Raw genomic sequence first — 21,531 nt, 5'->3', positions numbered from 1 at the left:
GATATGGCCAGAAATCAAGGGGATCAGGCGATTTCTAAAACGATTGTCAAAAATCTTGGAAATAATGGTGGCTAGATGGCGTAGAGGAGACTAGCGTTTTTGGAAATGAGCAGCGTATACATAGTAGCAGGAGAGGTGAGTGGGGATACCCACGGAGCTTGGTTGATGCGTGCGCTCGAGTCGCAAATCGACAGAGTAAAGTTCTATGGCGCTGGTGGCCCGCAGATGGCTCAGCTAGAATGTTCTGAAACTCAAGACTGGGTGGAAGACGCCGCGGTGATGGGGATCTGGGAGGTTCTCAAGCACTATTCGTATTTCAAAGACAAGTTCTACCAAATGCTCGCTGAGATCAAACGCGTGCAGCCGGATGTTTTGGTTTTGATCGATTACCCAGGTTTTAATCTGCGACTGGCTAACAAAGTCCGTGAGCAAGTTCCGGGCATCAAGATTGTCTACTACATCAGCCCGCAAGTCTGGGCGTGGAATAAAAAGCGCATTCCTAAAATGGCGGAGGTGCTAGACCTGATGTTATGCATCTTCCCATTTGAAAAAGAGATTTTTGAAAAGGCTGGGCTGAAGACGGTTTTCACCGGCCACCCATTAGTCGATGAGCTGGAAGAAAAACGTGAAGACTGCCAGCGTGCGGACAACCTAGTAGCTTTGCTGCCAGGCAGCCGCGAACGCGAAGTTGCTAGACTATTCCCGCTGATGGTAGAAGCTGCACGGCGCATGCATGCGGCGAAGCCTGGGTTGAAATTCGAATCCGCAGCCGCGTCTGAAAAACTGCGTGTGAAAATGCAACAGGTGATAGAAGAGGCCAAACTTCCTCACGAAATGCAGGTGGAGCTAAAACTAGGCGGCAGCCACTCGTTGATGCAGCGCGCTAGCTGTGGTGTGATTGCTAGTGGAACGGCCACGCTGGAAGCAGCTGCTTTAGGGATGCCCTATTGTTTGGTTTATAAAATTGCTTGGCCAACCTATCTGATGGCGAAGGTCTTAGTGAAGATAGAGTTTATCGGACTGGCTAATATTCTGGCTGGAAAAGCGGTAGTGAAAGAATTCATCCAATGTGAAGCTGACCCGTGTAATGTGGCCACCGAGCTTGGATTGATGATGGCTCAGCCGAAGTACCGCAACGAGGTGCAAGAAAATTTATTGCTGGCAGCTAGCAAGCTGGGCGAGTATGGAGCTCATGACCGCGCGGCATCTGAGATTGCCAAGCTATTGGTCTAACCCACTTTTTGCCCTATGAGTAGCCAGGAAAAGAAACCAATATTGGTGAAGTCTCTGTTGATGATTTTCCCCTTGGGAATCATCATTGGCATCGTTGTTGCCATGTACCTTTATTTCTACTGGGAGCGCCAAGATGATGAAGCTCAAGAACTCTATCAAAATGTAGAAATGACCCAAGAGTCGTTTGCTGATAGGGTCAATAAACTTCACTCTATGGTCGGCGAGCGCAAGCTCACCGGCGAACAAACTCAGAAAGGCATGCGTTCCGCCAGCGCTATGGTGCAAGGTGAACTCGGCCCCAACAATGTGGGCTATGTAATCCACGAAGACGATGGCTTTACCCAAGGGGGCCTGATCTGGAAAGGCACATGGGTGAATGTGGAAGGCCGCGTGGATAAAAAGCAAGTCGTTGTCGTGGCTGCTAGCTTGCAGGGTGATGGTAAGTTAGGTGATTCATCCGTAGTCGCTAGCTTAGTGGCGCTCGCTCGCCAGCTGAGTGGGCAGATGCCTGAGCATACCATACGTATTGGTTTTGCCGCCTGTGCAGACGATCAGCTAGCTGATTGGGTTAGAAAAGACATCATCGCTAATGACGAGAAGCTGATAGGCATTGTCCAGCTGACAACCATGGCACAAATGCCTGAAGATATTTCTAAGTGGTCAGCAAGTTCAGCGAATGAACGTGACCAACAATGGGCGGACTTCCTCATCAACAATGGCCAGCGTCCAGACGTGGCTGGGGAAGCGCCAGTTGTTACCCTGAGCCATGCTGTGTTTGTGGAAAATGGCTGGGGTGCTCACGAGCCAGCTCGTTATCACGATTGCTTGTTAGTGATGAAGCAGCTCAAGGCAATGCTGCTCAAAGCCGCCAGATAGTGGTGGTTCTCTACTCGCCCAAGCTGGGCTAATGTCAGATCTAATTTATTTCTAGCTGGCTAGCTATCACTCCATGGTTCATCATGTTTGTCATGATGGGCTTCTGCTAGCCAATGTTCAGATAAAACCAAACGCAAGGTAATGAAGCTATTAGCGATCACCATAAGAAGCCTGTTGGGCATAATTTGTTTTCTCATGATGTCGGCGGATCTGTACGCTGAAGGAAATCGCGGCGAGCGCCAGTTACATAAAATCGCACAGTCGACAAAGAAGTTAGAGAGTCAGCTAGAGGCGCAAAAACGAAGTCTGGTACAGCAGCAAAGTTGGCATGGGCAAGCGGAAGCGCTGCGCGATGAGTTGAAGAATTTTGACCAATCATTGCGGAAAATTGCTACCGAGCACAACTCTTCCGAGCGCGCGGGGGAACTTCTGCAAGATGTCTATCACAAGACACAACTGGTAGACGATGGCGATAGACCATTTACCGTGGCTGGAATCCAAGCCAGTGTGCAAGCATACCGAGCCTTGGCATTCGAGCTGAAAGATAGGCAGCTGGAAAATAAGCTCGAGAGCGAAAAGCTAGTCCAGCTAGATGTGGCCAACCGTTATGATTTAAGTAATGCCTTAGCTAGAGAGAGGGATGCACTCGTCGCGCTGAGCCAATCAACCGAGCTTGTGATCGAGAGCGAGTCGGAACTTCTCAGACTGGGTTCCGAGATTTCTACACTTAACGCTGAACTGCAGGCATTTGTTCTGCCGCGAATCTTTTGGTTCCGCAGCTCAGAGGGGCTTTCGCTGCAAACACTCAGGGAAGCGGCTGATGAGCTGGCTTCTGCTAGGTTGTATTACAGTAGCAATGGCAGTGAAATAGCGGAGTCTGCTAGGGTTTATTTTACCGCGAAAAACTGCGTAATGTTAGTATTGGTAGCGCTGGCCATTAGTTTTGCATTCTGGGCTAGTCGCACACTGAAGCGGTCATTGATTAGACATCAAGCCGCTGGTAGAAAGTATCGGCTTAGCGTGGGGGTGATCAATTTGACTAGAGCCGTTCTACCTGGCTGCATCCTCATTTTGGTATGTTTTCTCGTTCTCAATTCTAGCCTGAGTGAAGAGCTGCGCGAGCAGCTGTCCTTATTCTTTTACCAGCTGGCATTGCTATTATTCTTAGTTCTTCCTGTTAGTGCAATTTGTGGTCGTCAGCGATTTGCTGTCCAAGTATTGGGTTTGAATCCTGAAGTCGCGGGCTGGTTTAGAGCTTTGGTTTTTGATGCCAGCCTGCTCTATGCGCTGCTAATGGTATTGCCTAATACCTTTGCCATAGCGCCTACCAGCTGGAAGGCGGTGCCATTTCTAGCGGATGCGTCGTATCGTCTGAGCTTAGTTGTTCTCTTATTGATTTATTGCCGCAGGAACCGCCAGCTGGCGCAGTATGTGAAATCGACTCAAGGGGCGCAGAGTTTTGTTTGGAAAAACTGGAGTGTCATTGTTGGACTAGCGGTTTCTTTGTTAATCGTCACCTTGGTAGTTGGCCTGCTAGGCTATCAATTTGCCGGTGACATCTTATTCCACGCCATAGTGACAACGGTCTTTTTGGGCTTCATCATGTATACGCTCTACAAGCCGATCCAATCAGCAGCTAACAAGCTGGCTGCAAAACATGCGGTGGCGTGGGACGAATCTATCCGTGAGACTGCTGAGCTCAACTATGATGATGCGGCGGTGAATATTTACATCGAAAATCAGCCGCAGTATCTGAAGGATACGGTGCAAAGAACACGCACATTGATCAATGCGATCTTCCTGATCGTCGCCGTGGTGTTAGCTGAGATGGTGTGGAATACTGACGGCCGGCTGTATTATGCTCTCGGGCAGATTCATCTGGGGTCATTTGAGAATTTGACCGTGGCAAATGTGCTCGTTTCGATGATCTTGTTAGTGATGTCTTTTGCTGTCCTGCGTTCATTGCCGGCTGCCTTCGAGCTCTTTGTATTTCCGCGCTTCAACCTCGACGCTGGCATGCGATATACGGTGGTATCTATCACTCGCTACCTGCTGATAGCTGGACTGATTTTTTACATCCTGTCGCTGCTGCAGGTGGATTTGAGTAAAGTGGGCTGGCTGGTTGCCGCGCTTGGTGTGGGCCTTGGCTTTGGTTTACAGGAAATTGTCACTAACTTCGTTGCTGGCATTATCCTGCTAGTAGAGCGCCCAGTGCGAGTGGGGGACATCATCACCATCGGTGATACCAGCGGTACGGTCTCGCAGATTAACATCCGAGCCACAACCATTACTGATTGGGACCGGCTGGAAAATGTCATTCCCAACAAAGATCTGATTACTCAGAAAGTGACTAACTGGTCGCTCAATGATCACCATACCCGCATCATTATCCCTATTGGTGTGGCTTATGGAACCGATCCTGCGGTGGTTAAAAATCTATTGTTGGAGATAGGAAACAGTCATCCCGAAGTATTGGAGAACCCAGGGCCACAGGCATTGTTTAGAAACCATGGTGATAGTTCATTAGATTTCGAGCTACGTGTATTTATCCAAAATATCATCCTGCGCAATGCTGTGTTGGATGAACTAACGACTTCTATTAACAAAGCCTTGTGCGACGCTGAAATTGAAATCCCATTCCCGCAGCGCGATCTGCACATCCGCTCGTCGGATGTCGACCTCTCGTTCAGCAGCCGAGAGGGGAAATAGCATTTCTAGCTAGTAGCTCATTAGGCTGCTGAGCTGACAGGCGTTGGAATGCTATTAGTCTGGCTGTGGTAGTTTTAGAGGTTTGCAAATGGCGGAGATTTGCTTAGCTAGTTGGATGGAAGATCGGTCAGTTGGAAAGTTAGCGTGGGGGATATTGGCGACGGGCATGATTGCGCGTGAGTTTGCTGCGGCGGTAGCGGATGCGCCCGGCGCTGAGGTGGCGGCTGTGGCTAGCCGTGATTTGGCAAAGGCGCAGTCATTTGCAGATGAGTATTTTCCAGCTGGCAGCTGTATCGTTTACGACGACTATATTCAGCTGCTAGATGATCCGGCTGTCGAGGCTGTTTATGTAGCCACCATTCACCCGCTGCACCTGCAGTGGATCCGTGAAGCTGTCGTTAGGGGTAAGCATGTGCTGTGTGAAAAGCCGCTAACAATGAATGTGGCTGAGACCGAAGAGGCGATCCAGCTAGCTGAAGATCACGGCTGCATATTGCGCGAGGCATTTATGTACCGCTACCACCCGCAGACGGCTCAGTTAGTGAAAATGATCGAGGACCGGGTGGTTGGCGAACTGCGCATGATTGAGGGAAATTTTTGTTTTGATTCTGGGGTGCTGCCGAACTCTCGCTTGCAAGCCAAAGAGCTTGGCGGTGGCGGGATCTTGGACGTGGGTGGTTATCCGATTTCTATGGCTCGATTATTAGCTGGAGCGAGCATGGGTCGGGCATTTGCCGATCCTATCGAGCTCAAGGCAGTGGGATTTATTGACCCTGGGTTAGGCACGGATATGTGGACCACAGCTTGTTTGAAATTTTCTAATCAAGTCGTGGCAAAATGCACCTGTGCGGTGAGAATGCGAGCGGATAATGAATTGCTAATTACTGGTACGAAGGGGCGCATTCGCGTCTCTAACCCGTGGCACTGCGCTGGCGAGGTGGTGACGGAAATCTACGACCGGCCAGAAATGTCAACCAGCTGGAAAAGCCCTGATGATAGACAACTACTGAGTTATGAGATTGAGGCATTTGGTCAGCTGGTGCGAGGCGAAGGTTTTCTCGCTCCGGGCATGGATCTAGCTGACTCGTTAGGCAATGCGCGTGCTTTGGAAAATTGGCGAGCAGAGCTTAGTTGATTGAGCTCTATGTAGTATTCACCAAGTGCGCCAGCTTAACATTGATTTAGCTGATGATAGACATAGGGTTATCAATTTTGGCTGAATTAGATTCGAGTTAGCTTGTTGGTGATGACTACGAAACGAAGCTCGGTGAGCGAAAAGTTGAGAATGTATTGCTGTTTGTTGTTAGTGGGTGTGGGGTTGAAGGAATTAGCAACGCCAGCTAGTGCTGGGCCCCATGCTGGTTTTTTTCCATTCAGCCTGATGGAGGGAGCGCCGTGTGCACCGCTAGCTGATGGAGCTCAATACCAGCGTCTGCAGGCAGTCTATCACTACGATAAGGTCCTGAGCGCTGATTATTTCACAGAGCTGGTAGAGCTGCTTCAACCGGGCGATGTGATTGCTTTTTACATGGAATCGAGTGAGGCACAGCGAAGCGTATTAGCTGGCGGTGTGCAGAAGGTGCCATACGCCATGTTCAAATACGGCCATTTAGCTTTGGTGACTTGTGCATCAAAGGGGGGAAAGCATCACTCAGGAGATTTGCGATTATTACAGGTGGCTATGAAGCAGGCTGTCACAGCATCGACCCATCTGTCGAAATTGCGAGACTCTAACTGGATGGTTTTTAGAGCTCCTTCAGGCAGTCTTGATCTAGCTAGATTGGACGAGTTTACTGAGCAGGTTTGTCTGTCCGCCAGTTCGCCATCTAAGAGCTACGACTATTCTGGCGCTTTGGGATTGTGGAACGGCAATAGGCGACCGAAAAACGCCTCTGATGTGAAATCTGAGTATAGCTGCAGTACCTTGGTTGTGGCTGCGTTACATTATTCTGGGTTTTCGTTGCGCTGTAGCAGTCGTTACGGTGTTTTGGATATCATCACGCCAAAACAGGTAGTAACTAGCTATGGCTGTAAGGTGAGGTAGAGCTTGTTGCTTGTGTTCGCTGACAGGCCTGTTATGGCGTGGCCATGGATATTACTAGACAAGAAGTAAAGCAGCGCATGAGCCGAGTGGTGATTCACAATGGGACCGTCTATTTGTGTGGCCAAGTTTGCAAGGATGCTAGCAAGGGGATAGAGGAGCAAACGCAGACGATGCTAGATAAGGTGGATGAGTTGCTAGAGCGAGCGGGTTCTGATCGTGAGCACATGCTCTCGGCTACCGTTTATGTGCGCGATATGAAAGATTTCGCGGCAATGAATGAGGTGTGGGATGCTTGGGTGCCCGAAGGTCATGCGCCAGCTCGCGCCTGTGTAGAAGCTCGCATGGCTCGCCCTGAACTGCTCGTTGAGGTTTCCGTAATCGCGGCAGTGAAGGCTTAGTTTAGGCTAACTATTATAGTTTGAGTGCTCGTTAGAATTGACGGGTACTCTTGCTAAATTTGGGTGTCAGATATATTTTCTAACTACCTATTTGTCTTGGTCTATATTGGTGTTTAGGAGTTTAGGACGAATTTATTGATGTTTTTGTTTGCTAGGCAATAGCTTGGGTGGGTAGAGTAAGGTTCATTAGTGAAATTATTTTGTGATTTTGTCGCAGGGTCATACGCTAAAATATCTGAAACTATTACCTCTAAACACACTATGAAAAACCGAATACCCATAATCCTAACAACTATACTAGCAGCGACTACAGCTTGCCACGCTGTAGACCTTTTTCCTGACTTTAATGGCACTGATCCAGGTTTTGGAACCGCTCCGTCAGATCTCGATTGGGCCACTGACATATGGACTGCCGACGCTACAGGAGTAGCCGCCCCATCTGCATGGATTGATGGTAGTGATGCCGTGATTGACCAGAAGATTAGCAGGATCGTAAACACAGGCGGGGCTTCAGCTAATTCTTTGACTATGTCTAACCAAGCAGCGGTAGTTAAAATTAGATCTGCACTTACGCTGACTGGAGCAGGAGTAAATTTGACGACTGACTCGAATATCCAGCTGGAAAATACAGGTAATTTGTCTGGCAATATTACTATTGATGCAAATGGAGGTTCTCTTATCTACCATAGTGCAGGGTTCACCTCAGGTACGACCATTGATTATAATAACTTACTCTCGATGAAGCTGAATAACTCAACTAATGTAAATGAATTTGAGGGTGGGACACATATCATGCGGGGCCAGCTTTTTGAATTTAACACAGCTAAGGATTTTAGTACTGCTGCACCTAACGTATTTAGTGGCAACGGTTCCTTTGGCGATTCTTCAACGGCAGCTAATGATGACAGGTTTGCCTATATGGCGGTGACTTTCGCTCCCGGTGCTGACGGTTCTAGCGGCATTGGCTCGTTCACTGGTGACCTTTCCACAGATGGAGGTAAGACCGGTACGTTCTTCTTACAAGGAAATAACATGTTTGATATCCACCGAGATGCAGGTGGAGTTCTTACGCAAGACATGCTAGATTTGACTCTCGGAAATATTGAATTCGGAGGGAGCTTGACGGTTTCACTACTGGGTGGGTCAGAAGCATTACAGGAAGATGATAGCTTTAATCTGTTTAATGGCACCTTCTCAGGAGCTTTTGATTCTGTGATTTTGCCCGATCTAGCGGATGATTTGGCTTGGGATAACAAGCTGGATGTGGATGGTACAATTACCGTGGTTGCGGTTCCTGAGCCGAGCTCAATAAGCCTAGTGGGCTTGTTTGGCATGGCCTATATCTTCAGACGCCGTAAAACTGCGTAGATGAAATATCCCAGTTAGAATTAGGCAATCAAGTTTCACTTGGTTGCCTTTTTTGTTGGCTGGGTATTAGCGTTTTTGCCAGATGCTGATTTTGGACACAACCCATTGGTATTTACGTTGGTGCTGGCGGATCATGAATGGTTCGTCGGCTTGGTGGACGAGTTGAAAGTTAGGTTTCAGCTGGTCCTGCAGCCATTGCCACGAGTCGTAGCTGGGCCAATTTTCTCTAGGGGTATAGTTTTCTAGCCAGCTGAATGGTGTGGCCAGCAGGACGGTGCCATTGGTATTTGTTAGTTGGCTGAGTGATTGGAGAAATTCAGCTGGTTTAGGTAGTCGGCAGAGTAGGTTGCTGGCGTGGATGAGGTCGAACTTGCCAATGTTAGTGGGCAGGTCTAACGCATCTCCTTGGCTGAAGGTGATACGTTCTGGATTTGCGCCAGCTGGCATGTGGGCGATTTCTTCTGAGCTGGAATGCGGGCTGAGTGATTCGTTGTAGCTGAGTTTGCCGAGCTGCTGGATCTGCTGTGCGGCGTGGATGAATGCGTGTGAGAAGTCGATGCCGGTGACGTGCTGGCTGAAGTTGGAGAGTTCGAAGGTGGCGCGGCCTACTGAGCAGCCTAGGTCGAGTGTGCGCTCAGGTGACGGGCAGAATTGTTCAGCGAGCTGAGCGGTGCGATGTGGGAAATTAAGAAATGGTTCTAGCTGGCTAGACCACGGCATGTAGCGGCTGGCTGGCGCGTAGTGAAAGGCGAGGTAGTCAGCGAGCATTTTTTGCTCTTCGTAGAGCTGGCTGCCTGGGGACGTTAGAGCTGGGGTCATGGGAGAAGGGATCGTTTTCAGTGGGTTGGTTTTGAGTTTTTAGTAGCTGACGATGAAACTGGGAGGCAGTTAGGATTTTCCAGCTAGGCATTGTGCAGAAAATAAAAACCCTCTCCTGCTAGGGCGGGAGAGGGTTGATGGGAATGTTTTAGAGTTCGCCGCGCACGGCTGCGGTGAGCAGTGCTGAGGGGCGGAAGTGTTCGATTAGGATTTCCATTTTCTCGCCGTGGAACATGCGCACTTGGCTGATGTCGAAGTTAGGCGTCTTGTGCGGCGCAAAGAGGATGTCGTCGTGAGTGCTATTTTCGTGAGTGACAAACATGTCGGGCACGATGTCGCCACCGAGATGGTCGTCGCGGCCAGTTGCTAGGTGGCAGGTGCCGAGCACTTTTTCATCTTGGATGTCAGACATGGAGACGGGGAGCACTTGGGTACCAAAGCCGAGTTCGCCAAGGGTGCCGGTCATTGGGTCGGCTTTGAGGCGGGCGTTGTGTTCGTCGATGGTGCTTTGATTTCCCTCTATCAGAGTGGACTGGTAAATGCTGCGGTCTTTGACATCGAGGATGCCGAGTGTGCCGTCTGCGTATTTCATCGGGAATTGGCCATTGGCATCAGTGGGTACAAAGTAGACCTCGCCAGCTGGTAGGTTTGCCACGTCAGGAGTTTTGCCGCGGCAGAGACCGTGGGATTTTTGTGCTTCTTGTTGTTCTAGCTGGAGGTCGGCAGTTAGGACGGTGCCGTCTTCGAGAGTGAAGTCGATTTCGATGTGGTCGGCCTTAGTCATCACTTTGCGGATGCGCTCGGCGTCGCGTGATACTTTATCGTAGTCAACCGCGAGCCCAGAGCTAAGGATAATGTCGTTCATGCCGTGCATGGTGGCGCCGCGGAAGCCAAATTCTTTGCATTTTGCAGTGAGTGGGGCGGTGGCGCTCCAGTCACTGATGCAGAGGATGATGTCGTAGTTAGGGTAGATGTCGCTATCTAGCGAGAGTTGGTTCCCTTGTGTATCCCAGCATTCATCTTTGAGGTCGAGGTTGGATCCATTGGTTGAGTTGTAGGCGAACATTTCGCCGCCAGTCATGCCTAGCTGATCCATCACGCCATCTTTGAATGCTTGATAGAAGTGCTGGTGAGCGCGGTGTTGGACGGGGAATTCCTCTGACTCTAGAAAGGCAAAGTTAGTGATCCATTTTTGTGGCTCTTGAAAATCTGTGAGGATGCAGACACGGCATCCTTCTGTGGGATCAAAGACCTGGCGAAGCAGGCGCTCGGTAGAATATGGAGGAAACTGACGTGTTTCGGGATTGAGGATGATTTCTGTATTCAAATAAGAATCACTCAGCGTGTCGGGTGTCTCAGTTGTTGTGTTCATTGGATTCATGTTTGCTAGATCTAGCTGGTACCTAATTGTTCCTACGCTAGAGCATTTCTGAAAATCTTCCACGAGGAAATGTATGTTTTTGTTTGTGGAGGCTGTGGTGATTGTGAAATTGCATGAGGAGTCAGTTGGTCGTGCCGCTAGTTAGTATTACTGTAGTGCCTGAGCTGGCTCATTAAGTTTGCTGGGAGTGGTGGGTTTTGCCTTTCTGCTGCGCCGCCGGAGATGATCAGGGGATCACTATTATAGTATTATAGATACGCTAGGGCTGAGAGGAGCTGCCGTTTTTTTATTTACTGCTCTTGAGGTCTATCAGCGAAAGGTTTAGAACAGCTGTGTGAAAGAGTTAACTGACTGGATTGACTGGAAGCTATTGTATCTGATTGGCGAGTGGGTGATCCGGGTGGTCATGCTCTTGACGGTGCCGCGCAGGCGTAGTCCGCAGGCGGCGATGTCTTGGCTACTGGTGATCTATTTAGTGCCATGGCTAGGCTTGTTGCTGTTTTTGATGATTGGCTCGAAAAAACCACGGCAGTGGAGGATGGAGCGGCATCGGCGGATGTTACCGTATTATAAAGAAATGGAAACTTGGCTAGCTAGCCAGGATGAAGTGGTTTTGCCGGAGCAGGATGATCGACTGGCTGACGCGACAGCCTTTGTGCAGCGGCTGGGTCAGCTGCCTGCGCTGTCAGGTAATAAAGTAGACTTCTATAATAGCTCGGACGGTTTCATTGACCATTTGGTTGAGGAAATTGACCGAGCTCGTGACCACGTCCACTTACTATTCTATATCTATGCAGTGGATGCGGTGGGCACGCGGGTGAGTGAGGCATTAATAAAGGCAGCTGAGCGTGGGGTGGAATGTCGCCTGATTGTGGATGCTGCTGGATCAAAGCAAATGCTCAAACGTGAAGCTGGCAGATTGCGTGACGCTGGCGTGCAAGTGGTGGCGGCGATGCCAGTGGGTTTGCGCGATCGATTTTCTGGCCGCGTAGATATGCGCAACCACCGCAAGGTGGTGGTGATTGATTCACAGGTTGGCTTTACTGGTTCACAGAATATCACCGAGCCGAGCTATGGCAGGGCAGATTTGTTGTGGGTAGATATGATGTCGCGCATGCAGGGGCCTGTGGTGCTGGAGCTGCAGGCGGTGTTTGTGACCGACTGGCACGAAGAGACTGGCGAGCTGCTGCAAGGTGAGCGTTATTTCCGAGATCCAGTGCCCGCAGGAAATGGCTTGGTACAGATCATGCCAAGTGCGGCTTTGTATCCAAACCAGAATTACCACCAGCTGATTATTACCGCTCTGTATCATGCACGCAAAAGGGTGGTTATTACGACGCCCTATTTAATACCGGATCAATCACTGCTGGATGCCATGTCCGTGGCGGTGCAGCGCGGTGTCGAGGTGATGTTGATCGTGCCAGAAGAGGGGGATCAGATTTTGCCGCAAGCTGCTGCGCGCAGTTATTATGCTGAAATCTTAGAAAGCGGCGTGAAAATTCACCTGCATGGGCGCGAGCAAGATGGTGTGCGCGAGTTATTACATACTAAAAGCATGAGTGTGGATGGCTACTTAGGCTTTTTTGGTTCAAGTAACTTTGATATCAGGTCATTCGAAATAAATTCTGAGATCAATGTGATCTTTTACGCAGGTGATGAGGTCGACCGCCTCATTGCCCAGCAGAACATTTATCTAGGCCAAGCGCGTGAACTCTATTTGGCAGAATGGACACAACGTCATGGACTTCGCCGATCCTTGGACAGTTTAGCCAGATTATTCAGCCCATTACTCTAGTGTGCAGAATCCATTTGCTCAGTGGGAAATGAGAAAATTAAAAGAAATGGCAAAAAAACGTGAAAAAGGTCTTGCCAGAGCGGGGTTCATTTGTATATTGCGCGCCCACCCGCAGCCAGCGATAGGCGGAAAATCCGCGTCATAGGCTGCTAAACTATAAGAATTATCGGGAGTAGCTCCGGAAAAGAGGCTAAATGCGAGTAATCTCGCTTTATCTTCGGTGCGCTCCTGTAAAAACTTCAAAAAACGCAGGAATCTTATGCCGACAATTAATCAGCTCGTTCGTAAAGGACGCAAAACTCCGGTGCAAAAGTCGAAGTCACCGGCTCTTTCAAACTGCCCGCAGCGCCGCGGTGTATGTCTTCAGGTGATGACTCGTACTCCTAAGAAGCCAAACTCAGCGCTTCGTAAGGTAGCTAAGGTACGTCTCACTAACGGTCAGGAAGTGATCGCCTACATTGGTGGTGAAGGCCACAATCTTCAGGAGCACAGTATCGTATTGGTACGTGGTGGTCGTGTGAAGGATTTGCCAGGTGTTCGTTATCACGTTGTACGTGGTGCTCTCGATACTCTCGGTGTCGATGGTCGTAAGCAAGCTCGCTCTAAGTATGGTGCGAAGCGTCCGAAGGCTAAGTAATCGCCCAATTTTTAACTATTTGACCATAATATAAAGTCATGGCACGTCGCAAAAAAATCTACAATAAGCCGGACATGAGTGATCCGCGCTACGATTCACAACTCGTAGGCAAACTCATCTCTAAGGTGATGCGTGACGGTAAGCGTTCTCTTTCAGAGCGCATCGTTTATGCAGCTATCGATAAAGCAAACGAAGGCACAGATACAATTGACCCTCTTGAGGTGATCACTCGTGCTATCGAGAATGCTAAGCCACGCGTTGAGGTGAAAAGCCGTCGCGTTGGTGGTGCTACTTACCAGGTGCCTCTCGAGGTAGACCCTGATCGTTCTGTTTCACTGGCAATGCGCTGGTTGGTTCTCTTCGCTCGTAAGAAGAAGGGTACTCCAATGCACCTCGCTCTCGCAAACGAGATCAAGGATGCTGCTAATAACCAAGGTAACGCCGTGCGTAAGCGCGACGATATGCACAAGATGGCTCAGGCTAACCGTGCATTTGCTCACTTCCGCTGGTAATCCTGCTGTCGCCTCGTTGGGAATCTACAAACTGTAAATTCATGTCTACTTCACCAAATCATCCAAAGCGTCCTTATCCGCTTGAGCGCACCCGTAATATCGGGATTGCGGCTCATATTGATGCCGGTAAGACCACGCTTACGGAGCGTATCTTGTTTTACACAGGTATGATTCACAGGATTGGTGAAGTGCACGACGGGGCAACAACTACCGACCACATGGAGCAAGAGCGTGAGCGTGGTATCACTATCACCTCAGCTGCTGTAACATGTGAGTGGGTGCAGAAACCAGTAGATGGCGTATGCAAGCTCTTTCCTAATCAGAAGGAGCGCATTAATATCATTGATACACCGGGACACGTAGACTTCACAGCTGAAGTTGAGCGCTCACTGCGTGTGCTCGACGGAGCAATCGTAGTCTTCTGTGGGGTGGCCGGTGTACAACCTCAAACTGAAACGGTGTGGCGTCAGGCCAGCAAGTATGACGTGCCGCGCATCGTTTTTGTCAATAAGATGGATCGCACTGGTGCGAACTTCGAGAACGTTGTGAAAGATGTTCGTGAGAAGTTTGGCGTCAGTGCAGTTCGTATCTTGATCCCAATTGGAGCTGAAGAAGATCTCATCGGTCAAATCGATGTGGTTAACGAGAAGGCAGTCATCTACACAGATAGTGATCAATTGGGTTCAACATTTGAGGTTCGCGAGCTCGATGAAGAGCAAGCACTAATCGCAGCTGAAGCACGTGAAGAGATCGTTACTGCTCTCTGTGACTGTGATGATGAGCTGGCTGAAAAATTCCTCATGGAAGAGGAAATTACTTCAGCTGACATCAAGCAGGCGCTTCGCCGCGCTACTATCAATAACTTGGTAGTACCAATCGCAGGAGGATCAGCCTTTAAGAATAAAGGCATTCAGTTCCTCGTTGATGCCGTAGTCGACTATCTTCCTAGCCCGCTGGAAGTTCCTTCAGCTGAAGGACAGGAAGCGGACGACGAAGAAGCCGTTGTAGTTGCTAAAACCGACGACAATAGCAAGTTCTGCTCACTGGCGTTCAAACTGTGGGCTGACAAATACGTCGGCAAGTTGGTATTCTTCCGCGTTTACTCAGGTAGCATCTCCAAGGGTGATACCGTATTTAACCCACGTACTCGCAAGCGCGAGCGTATCGGCCGCATTATTCAGGTGCAGGCTGATAAACACGAAGACGTGGAAACTGTTTACTCCGGCGATATCGCAGCTTTTGTCGGTGTGAAAAACGTCACCACTGGTGACACCCTGTGTGAAGAGAAGTTTGACATTCTCCTCGAGCCACCATCATTCCCAGAGCCAGTGATCGCATTGGCAGTGGAGCCTAGAACTAAGGCTGACCAGGAAAAGATGGCACTGGCACTCACTAGACTTTCTGAAGAAGACCCAACCTTCGTTGTGAAGACAGATGCTGACACTGGTCAGACATTGATCTCCGGCATGGGTGAGTTGCACCTCGAAATCATCGTTGACCGCATGAAGCGCGAGTTCAAAGTCGAGTGTAACGTGGGTAAACCACAAATCGCCTACCGCGAAACTATCACCCAAGCCGCTGACGGCAAAGGGTTGCTCAAAAAGCAGAGCGGTGGCCGTGGCCAATATGGTCACGTAGAAGTAAAAGTTTCTCCTAATGAGAAAGGGAAAGGCCTGACTATCGAGAATAAAATCGTAGGCGGAGCCATCCCTAAAGAATACATCAATCCGGTGTATTCAGGTATCAACGAAGCGATGACAAACGGGGTGATTGCCAACTACCCAGTCGTCGATGTTCACGTTGAGATCGTCCATGGTTCTTACCACGAAGTCGACTCCAACGAGAATGCGTTTAAAATGGCTGCAATTTTCGCGATGAGAGACGGCTTCGAGAAAGCCGGCCCGATTCTCCTTGAACCTGTAATGGCAGTGGAAGTAACCACGCCAGAAGAGTACCAAGGTGACATTATGGGTGATCTTAATCGCCGCCGCGGGCAGATTCAGGAAATCGAGAGCAAAGCAATGTTCGCCGTTCTCCGTGCGTTTGTGCCGCTAAAAGAAATGTTCGGCTATTCCACAGCCGTTCGCACCCTGTCCAGTGGGCGTGCCTCCTATTCCATGGAGCCATCCCAGTTTGAGCAGGTTCCACAGCTCATCGTCGATGAGATCATCTCAGAATACTATTAACCCACTTCTGGTAAACAAAAACTAATCTTTGCCATGTCCAAGACCAAAATCAGAATCCGCCTACGCGCCTATGACCACCGCGCTATCGACAAATCCGCTCAGGAGATCGTTGAGACTGCCAAGCGTACAGGTGCCAAAGTTGCCGGTCCTATTCCGCTTCCTACTCGTATCGAGAAGTTCAGCGTGAACCGTTCCGTAAACCAAAACAAAAAGTCTGCTGAGCAGTTTGAGATCCGCACACATAAGCGCATGCTCGACATCGTAGACCCAACCGCACGCACCGTTGATGAGCTGAAGAAGCTCAATCTCCCAGCTGGTGTAGACATCGCTATCCGTATCTGAATTTTAAACCATCTACGCACATGTCTTTAGGACTATTAGGAAAAAAAATCGGTATGACTCGCGTTTTCGACCAGGAAGCTGGTTCGAGTATTCCTGTGACTGTTGTTGAAGTTGCAGGTAACGAGTTTCTTCAAGTTAAGACCCAGGAGACTGATGGGTACTCTGCTGTTCAAGTCGGTTTCGACGATCAGAAAGAGCAACGCCTCAACCTGCCTGACCGTGGTCGTTTCGCCAAAGCATCTGTTGCACCTAAGAAGCACGTGAAGGAATTCCGCTTCGAGAGTGATGCAGACCTGCCAAACACAGAAGAAGCACACCCAGGTGCTGCGCTGTTCCAAGACGGCCAGTATGTTGATGTCTCAGGCATCTCCAAGGGTAAAGGTTTCCAAGGTGTTGTTAAGCGTTACAACTTCAGCGGTCAGCCTGACTCACACGGTCACATGATGCACCGTCGCCCAGGTGGTGTTGGTGCTGGTACATGGCCAGGTCGTATCTGGAAAAACAAGAAGATGCCAGGTCGCCACGGTGTGTACAGCCGCACTGTTCAGAACCTCAAAATCGTTCAGGTTCGCCCTGAAGATGGTGTTGTTCTCGTATCTGGTGCCGTACCAGGCCGTAAGGGACAATACGTTGTCATTCGCCCAGCCGTGAAGAAGGCTGCTCCAGCAGCTAAGTAATCCATTAATTATCCAAGAAAATGGCTAATACATTCTCAATCGAAGCTGCTAAGGCAGCAAACATCCAAGTGATCGAAGGTCACAAGGGCGATCAGGCGGTACACGACCTGATCGTAGCCTACCGCGCAAACCGCCGTAGCGGTACTGCAAACACCAAAACACGTGGTGAGGTATCTGGCTCAAACAAGAAACTTTGGCGCCAGAAAGGTACTGGCCGTGCACGTGCAGGTTCTGTGAAGAACCCAGTATGGCGTGGTGGTGGTACTATCTTTGGCCCTAAGCCTCGCAGCTATGCTAAGCGCGTGCCTAAGCAAATCCGCAAGCTGGCTCTCCGTAAGGTGCTCGGCGAAATCATCGGTGCAGACAAAGCAGTTTCTGTAGCAGATTTCTCAGTAGCAGACGGCAAAACCAAATCATTCGTAGCAGCAATCAAAGCACTTACAGACGCCAAGAAGGTGATCGTAGTTGCTGAGAGCTTCGACGAGCAAACATACCTTGCTGGACGTAACGTTCAGAGTGTTCTGCTCATGACAGCTGCTGAAGTTAACATCGAGCAACTTCTGCACGCAAATGCAGTGATTCTCGTTGAATCATCATTCGAAACTCTTGCTAAGCGTACTGCCTAAGCGAACAGAAAGGAAATAACATGAAAGATCTTTATCAGGTTATCGACACCGTACGTATTACTGAAAAGGCTACCCTGCTTCAGGAGCTCAACAATGAATACGTATTCCAAGTAGACTGCAACGCCAACAAGCTTGAAATCAAGCGCGCTATCGAAGAGCTCTTCGGTAAGAAAGTTGAAAGCGTACGCACTTGCAACTATGCAGGTAAGAAGAAGCGCAATCGTCGCGCTGACGCTGGTCGTACCGCCAACTGGAAGAAAGCAATCGTACGCCTTAAGGAGGGCGAGTCAATCGACCTCATCTAATTACCCGGGCTGGTCCGCCAGCCCAAATTTAACCCAATTTCATCTACGCAAGTAAGGCCGCAAGGTCACGCTGCAAAACGATAAATTCGAACAGAATAGCGAGCTATGCCTTTGAAACATTTTAAGCCAGTGACTCCATCAAACCGCTACAAGGTTTGGAACACATTTGAGGAGATCACCAAATCAACACCAGAGAAGAGCCTCACCGCTCCTCTTAAAAAATCAGGTGGCCGTAACAACCAAGGCCGCATCACTTGTCGCCACAAAGGTGGTGGTCACAAGCGCAAGTACCGTCTGGTAGACTTCAAACGTCGTAAGCACGACATCGAAGCTACAGTCGTTGCTATTGAGTACGATCCAAACCGTACATGTCGCATTGCCCTTATTGAGTACGCAGACGGCGTTAAGAGCTACATCCTCGCCCCAGTTGGCTTGGTAGTAGGTGCTACAGTTAAGTCTGGCGAGAGCGTTGAGCCTAAGCCAGGTAATGCAACTCAGCTTAAGAACGTACCTCTGGGTACAGCGATCCACAACATCGAACTCGTGCCAGGCATGGGTGGTAAAGTGGCTCGTTCAGCTGGTCAGCAAGCGATCCTTTCCAACCGTGAAGAAGACGGTACTGCACTCGTGAAGATGCCTTCTGGCGAAATTCGCAAGTTCAACGGAAACTGCTACTGCACCATCGGTCAGGTTGGTAACCGCGATCACATGAACGTCGTTTCTGCTAAAGCAGGTCGTTCACGTTGGCTCGGCATCCGCCCAACTGTACGTGGTATGTGTATGAACCCAGTCGATCACCCGAACGGTGGTGGTGAAGGTAAATCCAAGTCAGGTGGTGGTCGCCAGCACCTTAAGTCACCTTGGGGACACACTAAAGGTCAGAAAACTCGTAAGAAGTTCAAGGCCAGCAGCAAGGTTATCGTTCAGGGACGCAAGAAGTAGTCCACTAACTCTAAACTAGAAATATATAGATTATGTCTCGCTCACTGAAAAAAGGCGCATTCGTCGACCAAAAGCTTTTGATCAAAATTGACAAAGCTGAAGCAGCCGGCAACCGCAAGCCAATCAAAACATGGAGCCGCAAGTCCATGATCACACCAGACTTCGTTGGTCACACCTTCGACGTTCACAATGGCAAAGGATTTGTTCCTGTATTTGTCAACGAGAACATGGTGGGTCACAAACTGGGTGAATTTGCCCCGACTCGCATCTTCAAGGCACACGGCGGTATCGGTAAACGATAAGCCGTAGCTAAGAGTAAGCTACTTTATGAACTGCGCGATGCATGGTATCTTGGCAGTCATCATTACACTCGTTGTGATGATTTCCACACCGTGTATCGCGCAATCATCAGCTCACTCGAAAAAAAATCAAGAATTGCTCAAGCTGCAACAACAAGTTGCCCAGCTGGAGCGCCGAAACCACCTCCTCGCCGAATCATTAGCAAGTGCTAATAAAGAAAGTGAGGAATCTCAGAAACAACTCTCAGATATCAAGCTGATGCTTGAGGCGCTGGGGATCAATGCTTTAGACGGAGGGTCTGATCGCCTTCTCGATGCAGTAAAGAACCAAAACGCCTTACAAAAGCAGCTATCTGAGGTCACCGCAGCCGCTGAGGAGCTCCGCACCGCAGTACTGCAATACACTAAAAAAGCCGTCACCGCAGACCCCGACGATAGAGTTCGATTGGAATCTGTAATCAGAGGGCTTGACGCCGCGCTCGAAATAAGGCAAAAGCCGCGCCCCAAGTTCGCACCGGGTAATTTGCAGCAATCAACAGTCATCAGTATCGACTCTGAAACTGGTTTGTTGGTTCTCAATGCCGGAAGTGAAAGGGGATTTCGAATTGGCATGCTTGTAGAAATCAGGCGGGCTAATCGAAAACTAGGCGAGGCGATCGTCACAGAAGTCAGAAGAGACATTTGTGGCGCATTACCGACAAATATCGAAAACTCACAAGACACGATCCGGCAGGGCGACCATGCATCTGTCATCACCGTCCAACGCTAAATCAACAACATCCAATTCTACTCCGATGGAAGTAAATGCTACACATAAATACGCTCGCATCTCGCCACTCAAAGCCCGCGATGTTGCACGCGCTATTCAGGGAATGCCAGTTTCTGCCGCAATCGAGACTTTGACTTATACTCCTCGTAAGGCAGCGATTCTAATCAACAAAACTCTCAAGAGCGCTGTTGCAAACGCAGAAAACAACTTCGAGCTCTTCGCTGACGATCTCGTTGTTAAAGAAGCAGTAATTGGTGACGGACCAATTCTTAAGCGCTTCAAGCCACGTGCTCGTGGTAGCGCAGGCGCTATCCGTAAGCGTAGCTGTCATATCCGCATCGTCCTTACCGACGAAGTTGAGATTGCAGAGCCAAAGAAGAAGTCATCAAAACCTAAGAAGCGCAACGCAGCAGCTAGCGCCGAGTAAATTATTTAAAAATCAGATATCATGGGCCGTAAAGTCAATCCGATCTCATTCCGCCTCGCCGTTAATAAAAACTGGCGCTCCAAGTGGTACGCCACTGGCAAGGATTACACTACTAAGCTGCACGAAGATCTTAAGATTCGTGGGTACATCAAGGGACGCATGCAAGCTGCTGCTGTTTCTAAGGTGGTCATCGAGCGCGCATGGAACAGCGTTCGCGTAACTCTTCACACTTCTCGTCCAGGCCTCGTTATCGGTCGTAAAGGATCCGAAATCGAGAAAATGACTGCTGACATCGCTAAGTTCTGCAGCGAGAGCCAAGTCAAAATCGACATCGTTGAAATCCGCAAGCCTGAGCTTGATGCACAGCTCGTCGCTGAGCAGGTGGCTATTCAACTTGAGCGTCGTGTTGCTTTCCGCCGCGCGATGAAGCGTTCAATGCAGACTGCAATGGACTTCGGTGCTGATGGCATCCGTCTTCGCTGTGCAGGCCGCCTCGGTGGTGCTGACATCGCACGTGCTGAGTGGTATGCACTCGGTAAAGTGCCTCTTCAGACACTTCGTGCTCCAATCGAGTATGGATTTGCTGAAGCCAACACTGTTTACGGAATCATCGGTATTAAGTGCTGGATCAATAAGAAGGAAGAAGCACCAAGACCACAAGGTGGTCGCGGTGGAGACCGTCCACGCCGCCAGCGTCGTGACAACAATCGTCGTCAGGGTTAATTAGCCCACAGGAATAACAATCATTTACTAGGAGGATAATATTATGCCATTGATGCCAAAAAGAGTTAAGTTCCGCAAGACCCAGCGCGGTAGCCGTGCAGGTAATGCACAGCGCGGAACAGAGGTTAGCTTCGGTGATTTCGGTCTGCAGAGCCTCGGCCGCGGATGGATCACTAACCGCCAAATTGAAGCTTGCCGTATCTCAGTTAACCGTTACCTCAAGCGTAAAGGTAAAGTTTGGATCCGCATTTTCCCACACAAGTCAATCACCGGTCGTCCACCAGAAACTCGTATGGGTAAAGGTAAGGGTGCTGTTGAAGCTTGGGTGGCTGTGGTTCGCCCTGGTACCATGCTTTTCGAAATCGCAGGTGTACCTGAGTCAGATGCCCGTGAGGCGCTTCGCCTTGCTTCTAATAAGCTCGGTATCCGCACTCGCTTCATCGTACGTAACTCACATGCTTAA

The 21,531-nt window shown here is 49.6% G+C and carries 23 protein-coding genes; 21 read left to right on the top strand and 2 right to left on the bottom strand.

Annotated elements, in window-relative coordinates; genetic code table 11:
- The first annotated feature begins 105 nt into the window (after nt 1–105).
- The 7 genes from lpxB (at nt 106) to JIN82_RS16185 (ending at nt 8,628) form a co-directional block, all read left to right on the top strand.
- Complete coding sequence (lpxB, locus tag JIN82_RS16215; RefSeq protein ID WP_200312719.1) at nt 106–1,233, top strand: lipid-A-disaccharide synthase; 1,128 nt, start codon at nt 106–108, stop codon at nt 1,231–1,233.
- 15 nt (nt 1,234–1,248) lie between these two features.
- Nucleotides 1,249–2,109 (top strand): hypothetical protein, encoded by an 861-nt coding sequence (locus JIN82_RS16210; protein ID WP_200312718.1) that lies wholly within the window; start codon nt 1,249–1,251, stop codon nt 2,107–2,109.
- A 141-nt stretch (nt 2,110–2,250) separates the two neighbouring features.
- Nucleotides 2,251–4,818 carry a mechanosensitive ion channel family protein gene (locus tag JIN82_RS16205; protein WP_234042116.1) on the top strand — a complete coding sequence of 856 codons (2,568 nt, stop codon included), beginning with the start codon at nt 2,251–2,253 and terminating at the stop codon, nt 4,816–4,818.
- Between the two features lie 115 nt (nt 4,819–4,933).
- Nucleotides 4,934–5,953, top strand: a complete 1,020-nt coding sequence (locus tag JIN82_RS16200) for a Gfo/Idh/MocA family protein (RefSeq protein WP_234042115.1) — start codon at nt 4,934–4,936, stop codon at nt 5,951–5,953.
- Nucleotides 5,954–6,064: 111 nt separating this feature from the next.
- A complete protein-coding gene (locus JIN82_RS16195; RefSeq protein WP_200312715.1) occupies nt 6,065–6,862 on the top strand; it encodes a hypothetical protein in 798 nt (265 codons plus the stop codon).
- A gap of 44 nt (nt 6,863–6,906) precedes the next feature.
- Nucleotides 6,907–7,260 (top strand): RidA family protein, encoded by a 354-nt coding sequence (locus JIN82_RS16190; RefSeq protein ID WP_200312714.1) that lies wholly within the window; start codon nt 6,907–6,909, stop codon nt 7,258–7,260.
- Nucleotides 7,261–7,449: 189 nt separating this feature from the next.
- Nucleotides 7,450–8,628: a PEP-CTERM sorting domain-containing protein gene (locus JIN82_RS16185; RefSeq protein ID WP_200312713.1), complete on the top strand. Its 1,179-nt coding sequence runs from the start codon at nt 7,450–7,452 to the stop codon at nt 8,626–8,628.
- A 66-nt stretch (nt 8,629–8,694) separates the two neighbouring features.
- On the opposite strand, the gene JIN82_RS16180 is transcribed toward JIN82_RS16185, so the two are convergent.
- Complete coding sequence (locus tag JIN82_RS16180; protein ID WP_200312712.1) at nt 8,695–9,447, bottom strand: putative 4-mercaptohistidine N1-methyltransferase; 753 nt, start codon at nt 9,445–9,447, stop codon at nt 8,695–8,697.
- A gap of 148 nt (nt 9,448–9,595) precedes the next feature.
- Nucleotides 9,596–10,819, bottom strand: coding sequence for a M29 family metallopeptidase (locus JIN82_RS16175; protein WP_200312883.1), 1,224 nt, complete (start codon nt 10,817–10,819; stop codon nt 9,596–9,598).
- Nucleotides 10,820–11,162: 343 nt separating this feature from the next.
- Here JIN82_RS16175 and cls point away from each other — a divergent pair, with 343 nt between their 5' ends.
- The 14 genes from cls to rplP all read left to right on the top strand — a co-directional run bounded on the left by cls (nt 11,163) and on the right by rplP (nt 21,531).
- The gene (gene cls, locus JIN82_RS16170) at nt 11,163–12,623 is read left to right on the top strand and encodes a cardiolipin synthase (protein WP_200312711.1); all 1,461 of its coding nucleotides are present in this window, start codon (nt 11,163–11,165) and stop codon (nt 12,621–12,623) included.
- 259 nt (nt 12,624–12,882) lie between these two features.
- Nucleotides 12,883–13,260, top strand: a complete 378-nt coding sequence (gene rpsL / locus JIN82_RS16165; RefSeq protein ID WP_200312710.1) for a 30S ribosomal protein S12 — start codon at nt 12,883–12,885, stop codon at nt 13,258–13,260.
- Nucleotides 13,261–13,298: 38 nt separating this feature from the next.
- Nucleotides 13,299–13,772, top strand: coding sequence for a 30S ribosomal protein S7 (gene rpsG, locus JIN82_RS16160; RefSeq protein WP_200312709.1), 474 nt, complete (start codon nt 13,299–13,301; stop codon nt 13,770–13,772).
- 41 nt (nt 13,773–13,813) lie between these two features.
- Complete coding sequence (gene fusA, locus JIN82_RS16155; protein WP_200312708.1) at nt 13,814–15,958, top strand: elongation factor G; 2,145 nt, start codon at nt 13,814–13,816, stop codon at nt 15,956–15,958.
- Between the two features lie 33 nt (nt 15,959–15,991).
- On the top strand, nt 15,992–16,300 hold the full coding sequence (gene rpsJ, locus JIN82_RS16150) for a 30S ribosomal protein S10 (protein ID WP_200312707.1): 309 nt from the start codon (nt 15,992–15,994) through the stop codon (nt 16,298–16,300).
- A 20-nt stretch (nt 16,301–16,320) separates the two neighbouring features.
- Nucleotides 16,321–16,977 carry a 50S ribosomal protein L3 gene (gene rplC / locus JIN82_RS16145; RefSeq protein WP_200312706.1) on the top strand — a complete coding sequence of 219 codons (657 nt, stop codon included), beginning with the start codon at nt 16,321–16,323 and terminating at the stop codon, nt 16,975–16,977.
- Between the two features lie 20 nt (nt 16,978–16,997).
- Nucleotides 16,998–17,603, top strand: coding sequence for a 50S ribosomal protein L4 (gene rplD / locus JIN82_RS16140; protein WP_200312705.1), 606 nt, complete (start codon nt 16,998–17,000; stop codon nt 17,601–17,603).
- 20 nt (nt 17,604–17,623) lie between these two features.
- Nucleotides 17,624–17,908 (top strand): 50S ribosomal protein L23, encoded by a 285-nt coding sequence (rplW, locus tag JIN82_RS16135; RefSeq protein ID WP_200312704.1) that lies wholly within the window; start codon nt 17,624–17,626, stop codon nt 17,906–17,908.
- Between the two features lie 105 nt (nt 17,909–18,013).
- Complete coding sequence (rplB, locus tag JIN82_RS16130; RefSeq protein ID WP_200312703.1) at nt 18,014–18,850, top strand: 50S ribosomal protein L2; 837 nt, start codon at nt 18,014–18,016, stop codon at nt 18,848–18,850.
- A gap of 32 nt (nt 18,851–18,882) precedes the next feature.
- On the top strand, nt 18,883–19,152 hold the full coding sequence (gene rpsS / locus JIN82_RS16125; RefSeq protein WP_200312702.1) for a 30S ribosomal protein S19: 270 nt from the start codon (nt 18,883–18,885) through the stop codon (nt 19,150–19,152).
- Nucleotides 19,153–19,177: 25 nt separating this feature from the next.
- A complete protein-coding gene (locus JIN82_RS16120) occupies nt 19,178–19,918 on the top strand; it encodes a hypothetical protein (protein WP_234042114.1) in 741 nt (246 codons plus the stop codon).
- A 25-nt stretch (nt 19,919–19,943) separates the two neighbouring features.
- A complete protein-coding gene (gene rplV, locus JIN82_RS16115; protein WP_200312882.1) occupies nt 19,944–20,345 on the top strand; it encodes a 50S ribosomal protein L22 in 402 nt (133 codons plus the stop codon).
- A 21-nt stretch (nt 20,346–20,366) separates the two neighbouring features.
- Nucleotides 20,367–21,068, top strand: coding sequence for a 30S ribosomal protein S3 (gene rpsC, locus JIN82_RS16110; protein ID WP_200312700.1), 702 nt, complete (start codon nt 20,367–20,369; stop codon nt 21,066–21,068).
- A gap of 43 nt (nt 21,069–21,111) precedes the next feature.
- Nucleotides 21,112–21,531: a 50S ribosomal protein L16 gene (rplP, locus tag JIN82_RS16105; protein WP_200312699.1), complete on the top strand. Its 420-nt coding sequence runs from the start codon at nt 21,112–21,114 to the stop codon at nt 21,529–21,531.

This window comes from Persicirhabdus sediminis (assembly GCF_016595495.1).
GTDB classification, from domain to species: domain Bacteria; phylum Verrucomicrobiota; class Verrucomicrobiia; order Verrucomicrobiales; family Akkermansiaceae; genus Persicirhabdus; species Persicirhabdus sediminis.
The sequence above is the reverse complement of the archived record's forward strand: the minus strand, read 5'-3'. Positions and strand labels throughout refer to the sequence as shown.

Coding starts and splice junctions, on each gene's coding strand:
- lpxB (WP_200312719.1), top strand. CDS start 106: ATGAGCAGCGTATACATAGTAGCAGGAGAGGTGAGTGGGGATACCCAC.
- JIN82_RS16210 (WP_200312718.1), top strand. CDS start 1,249: ATGAGTAGCCAGGAAAAGAAACCAATATTGGTGAAGTCTCTGTTGATG.
- JIN82_RS16205 (WP_234042116.1), top strand. CDS start 2,251: ATGAAGCTATTAGCGATCACCATAAGAAGCCTGTTGGGCATAATTTGT.
- JIN82_RS16200 (WP_234042115.1), top strand. CDS start 4,934: ATGGAAGATCGGTCAGTTGGAAAGTTAGCGTGGGGGATATTGGCGACG.
- JIN82_RS16195 (WP_200312715.1), top strand. CDS start 6,065: ATGACTACGAAACGAAGCTCGGTGAGCGAAAAGTTGAGAATGTATTGC.
- JIN82_RS16190 (WP_200312714.1), top strand. CDS start 6,907: ATGGATATTACTAGACAAGAAGTAAAGCAGCGCATGAGCCGAGTGGTG.
- JIN82_RS16180 (WP_200312712.1), bottom strand. CDS start 9,447: ATGACCCCAGCTCTAACGTCCCCAGGCAGCCAGCTCTACGAAGAGCAA.
- JIN82_RS16175 (WP_200312883.1), bottom strand. CDS start 10,819: ATGAACACAACAACTGAGACACCCGACACGCTGAGTGATTCTTATTTG.
- rpsL (WP_200312710.1), top strand. CDS start 12,883: ATGCCGACAATTAATCAGCTCGTTCGTAAAGGACGCAAAACTCCGGTG.
- rpsG (WP_200312709.1), top strand. CDS start 13,299: ATGGCACGTCGCAAAAAAATCTACAATAAGCCGGACATGAGTGATCCG.
- fusA (WP_200312708.1), top strand. CDS start 13,814: ATGTCTACTTCACCAAATCATCCAAAGCGTCCTTATCCGCTTGAGCGC.
- rpsJ (WP_200312707.1), top strand. CDS start 15,992: ATGTCCAAGACCAAAATCAGAATCCGCCTACGCGCCTATGACCACCGC.
- rplC (WP_200312706.1), top strand. CDS start 16,321: ATGTCTTTAGGACTATTAGGAAAAAAAATCGGTATGACTCGCGTTTTC.
- rplD (WP_200312705.1), top strand. CDS start 16,998: ATGGCTAATACATTCTCAATCGAAGCTGCTAAGGCAGCAAACATCCAA.
- rplW (WP_200312704.1), top strand. CDS start 17,624: ATGAAAGATCTTTATCAGGTTATCGACACCGTACGTATTACTGAAAAG.
- rplB (WP_200312703.1), top strand. CDS start 18,014: ATGCCTTTGAAACATTTTAAGCCAGTGACTCCATCAAACCGCTACAAG.
- rpsS (WP_200312702.1), top strand. CDS start 18,883: ATGTCTCGCTCACTGAAAAAAGGCGCATTCGTCGACCAAAAGCTTTTG.
- JIN82_RS16120 (WP_234042114.1), top strand. CDS start 19,178: ATGAACTGCGCGATGCATGGTATCTTGGCAGTCATCATTACACTCGTT.
- rplV (WP_200312882.1), top strand. CDS start 19,944: ATGGAAGTAAATGCTACACATAAATACGCTCGCATCTCGCCACTCAAA.
- rpsC (WP_200312700.1), top strand. CDS start 20,367: ATGGGCCGTAAAGTCAATCCGATCTCATTCCGCCTCGCCGTTAATAAA.
- rplP (WP_200312699.1), top strand. CDS start 21,112: ATGCCATTGATGCCAAAAAGAGTTAAGTTCCGCAAGACCCAGCGCGGT.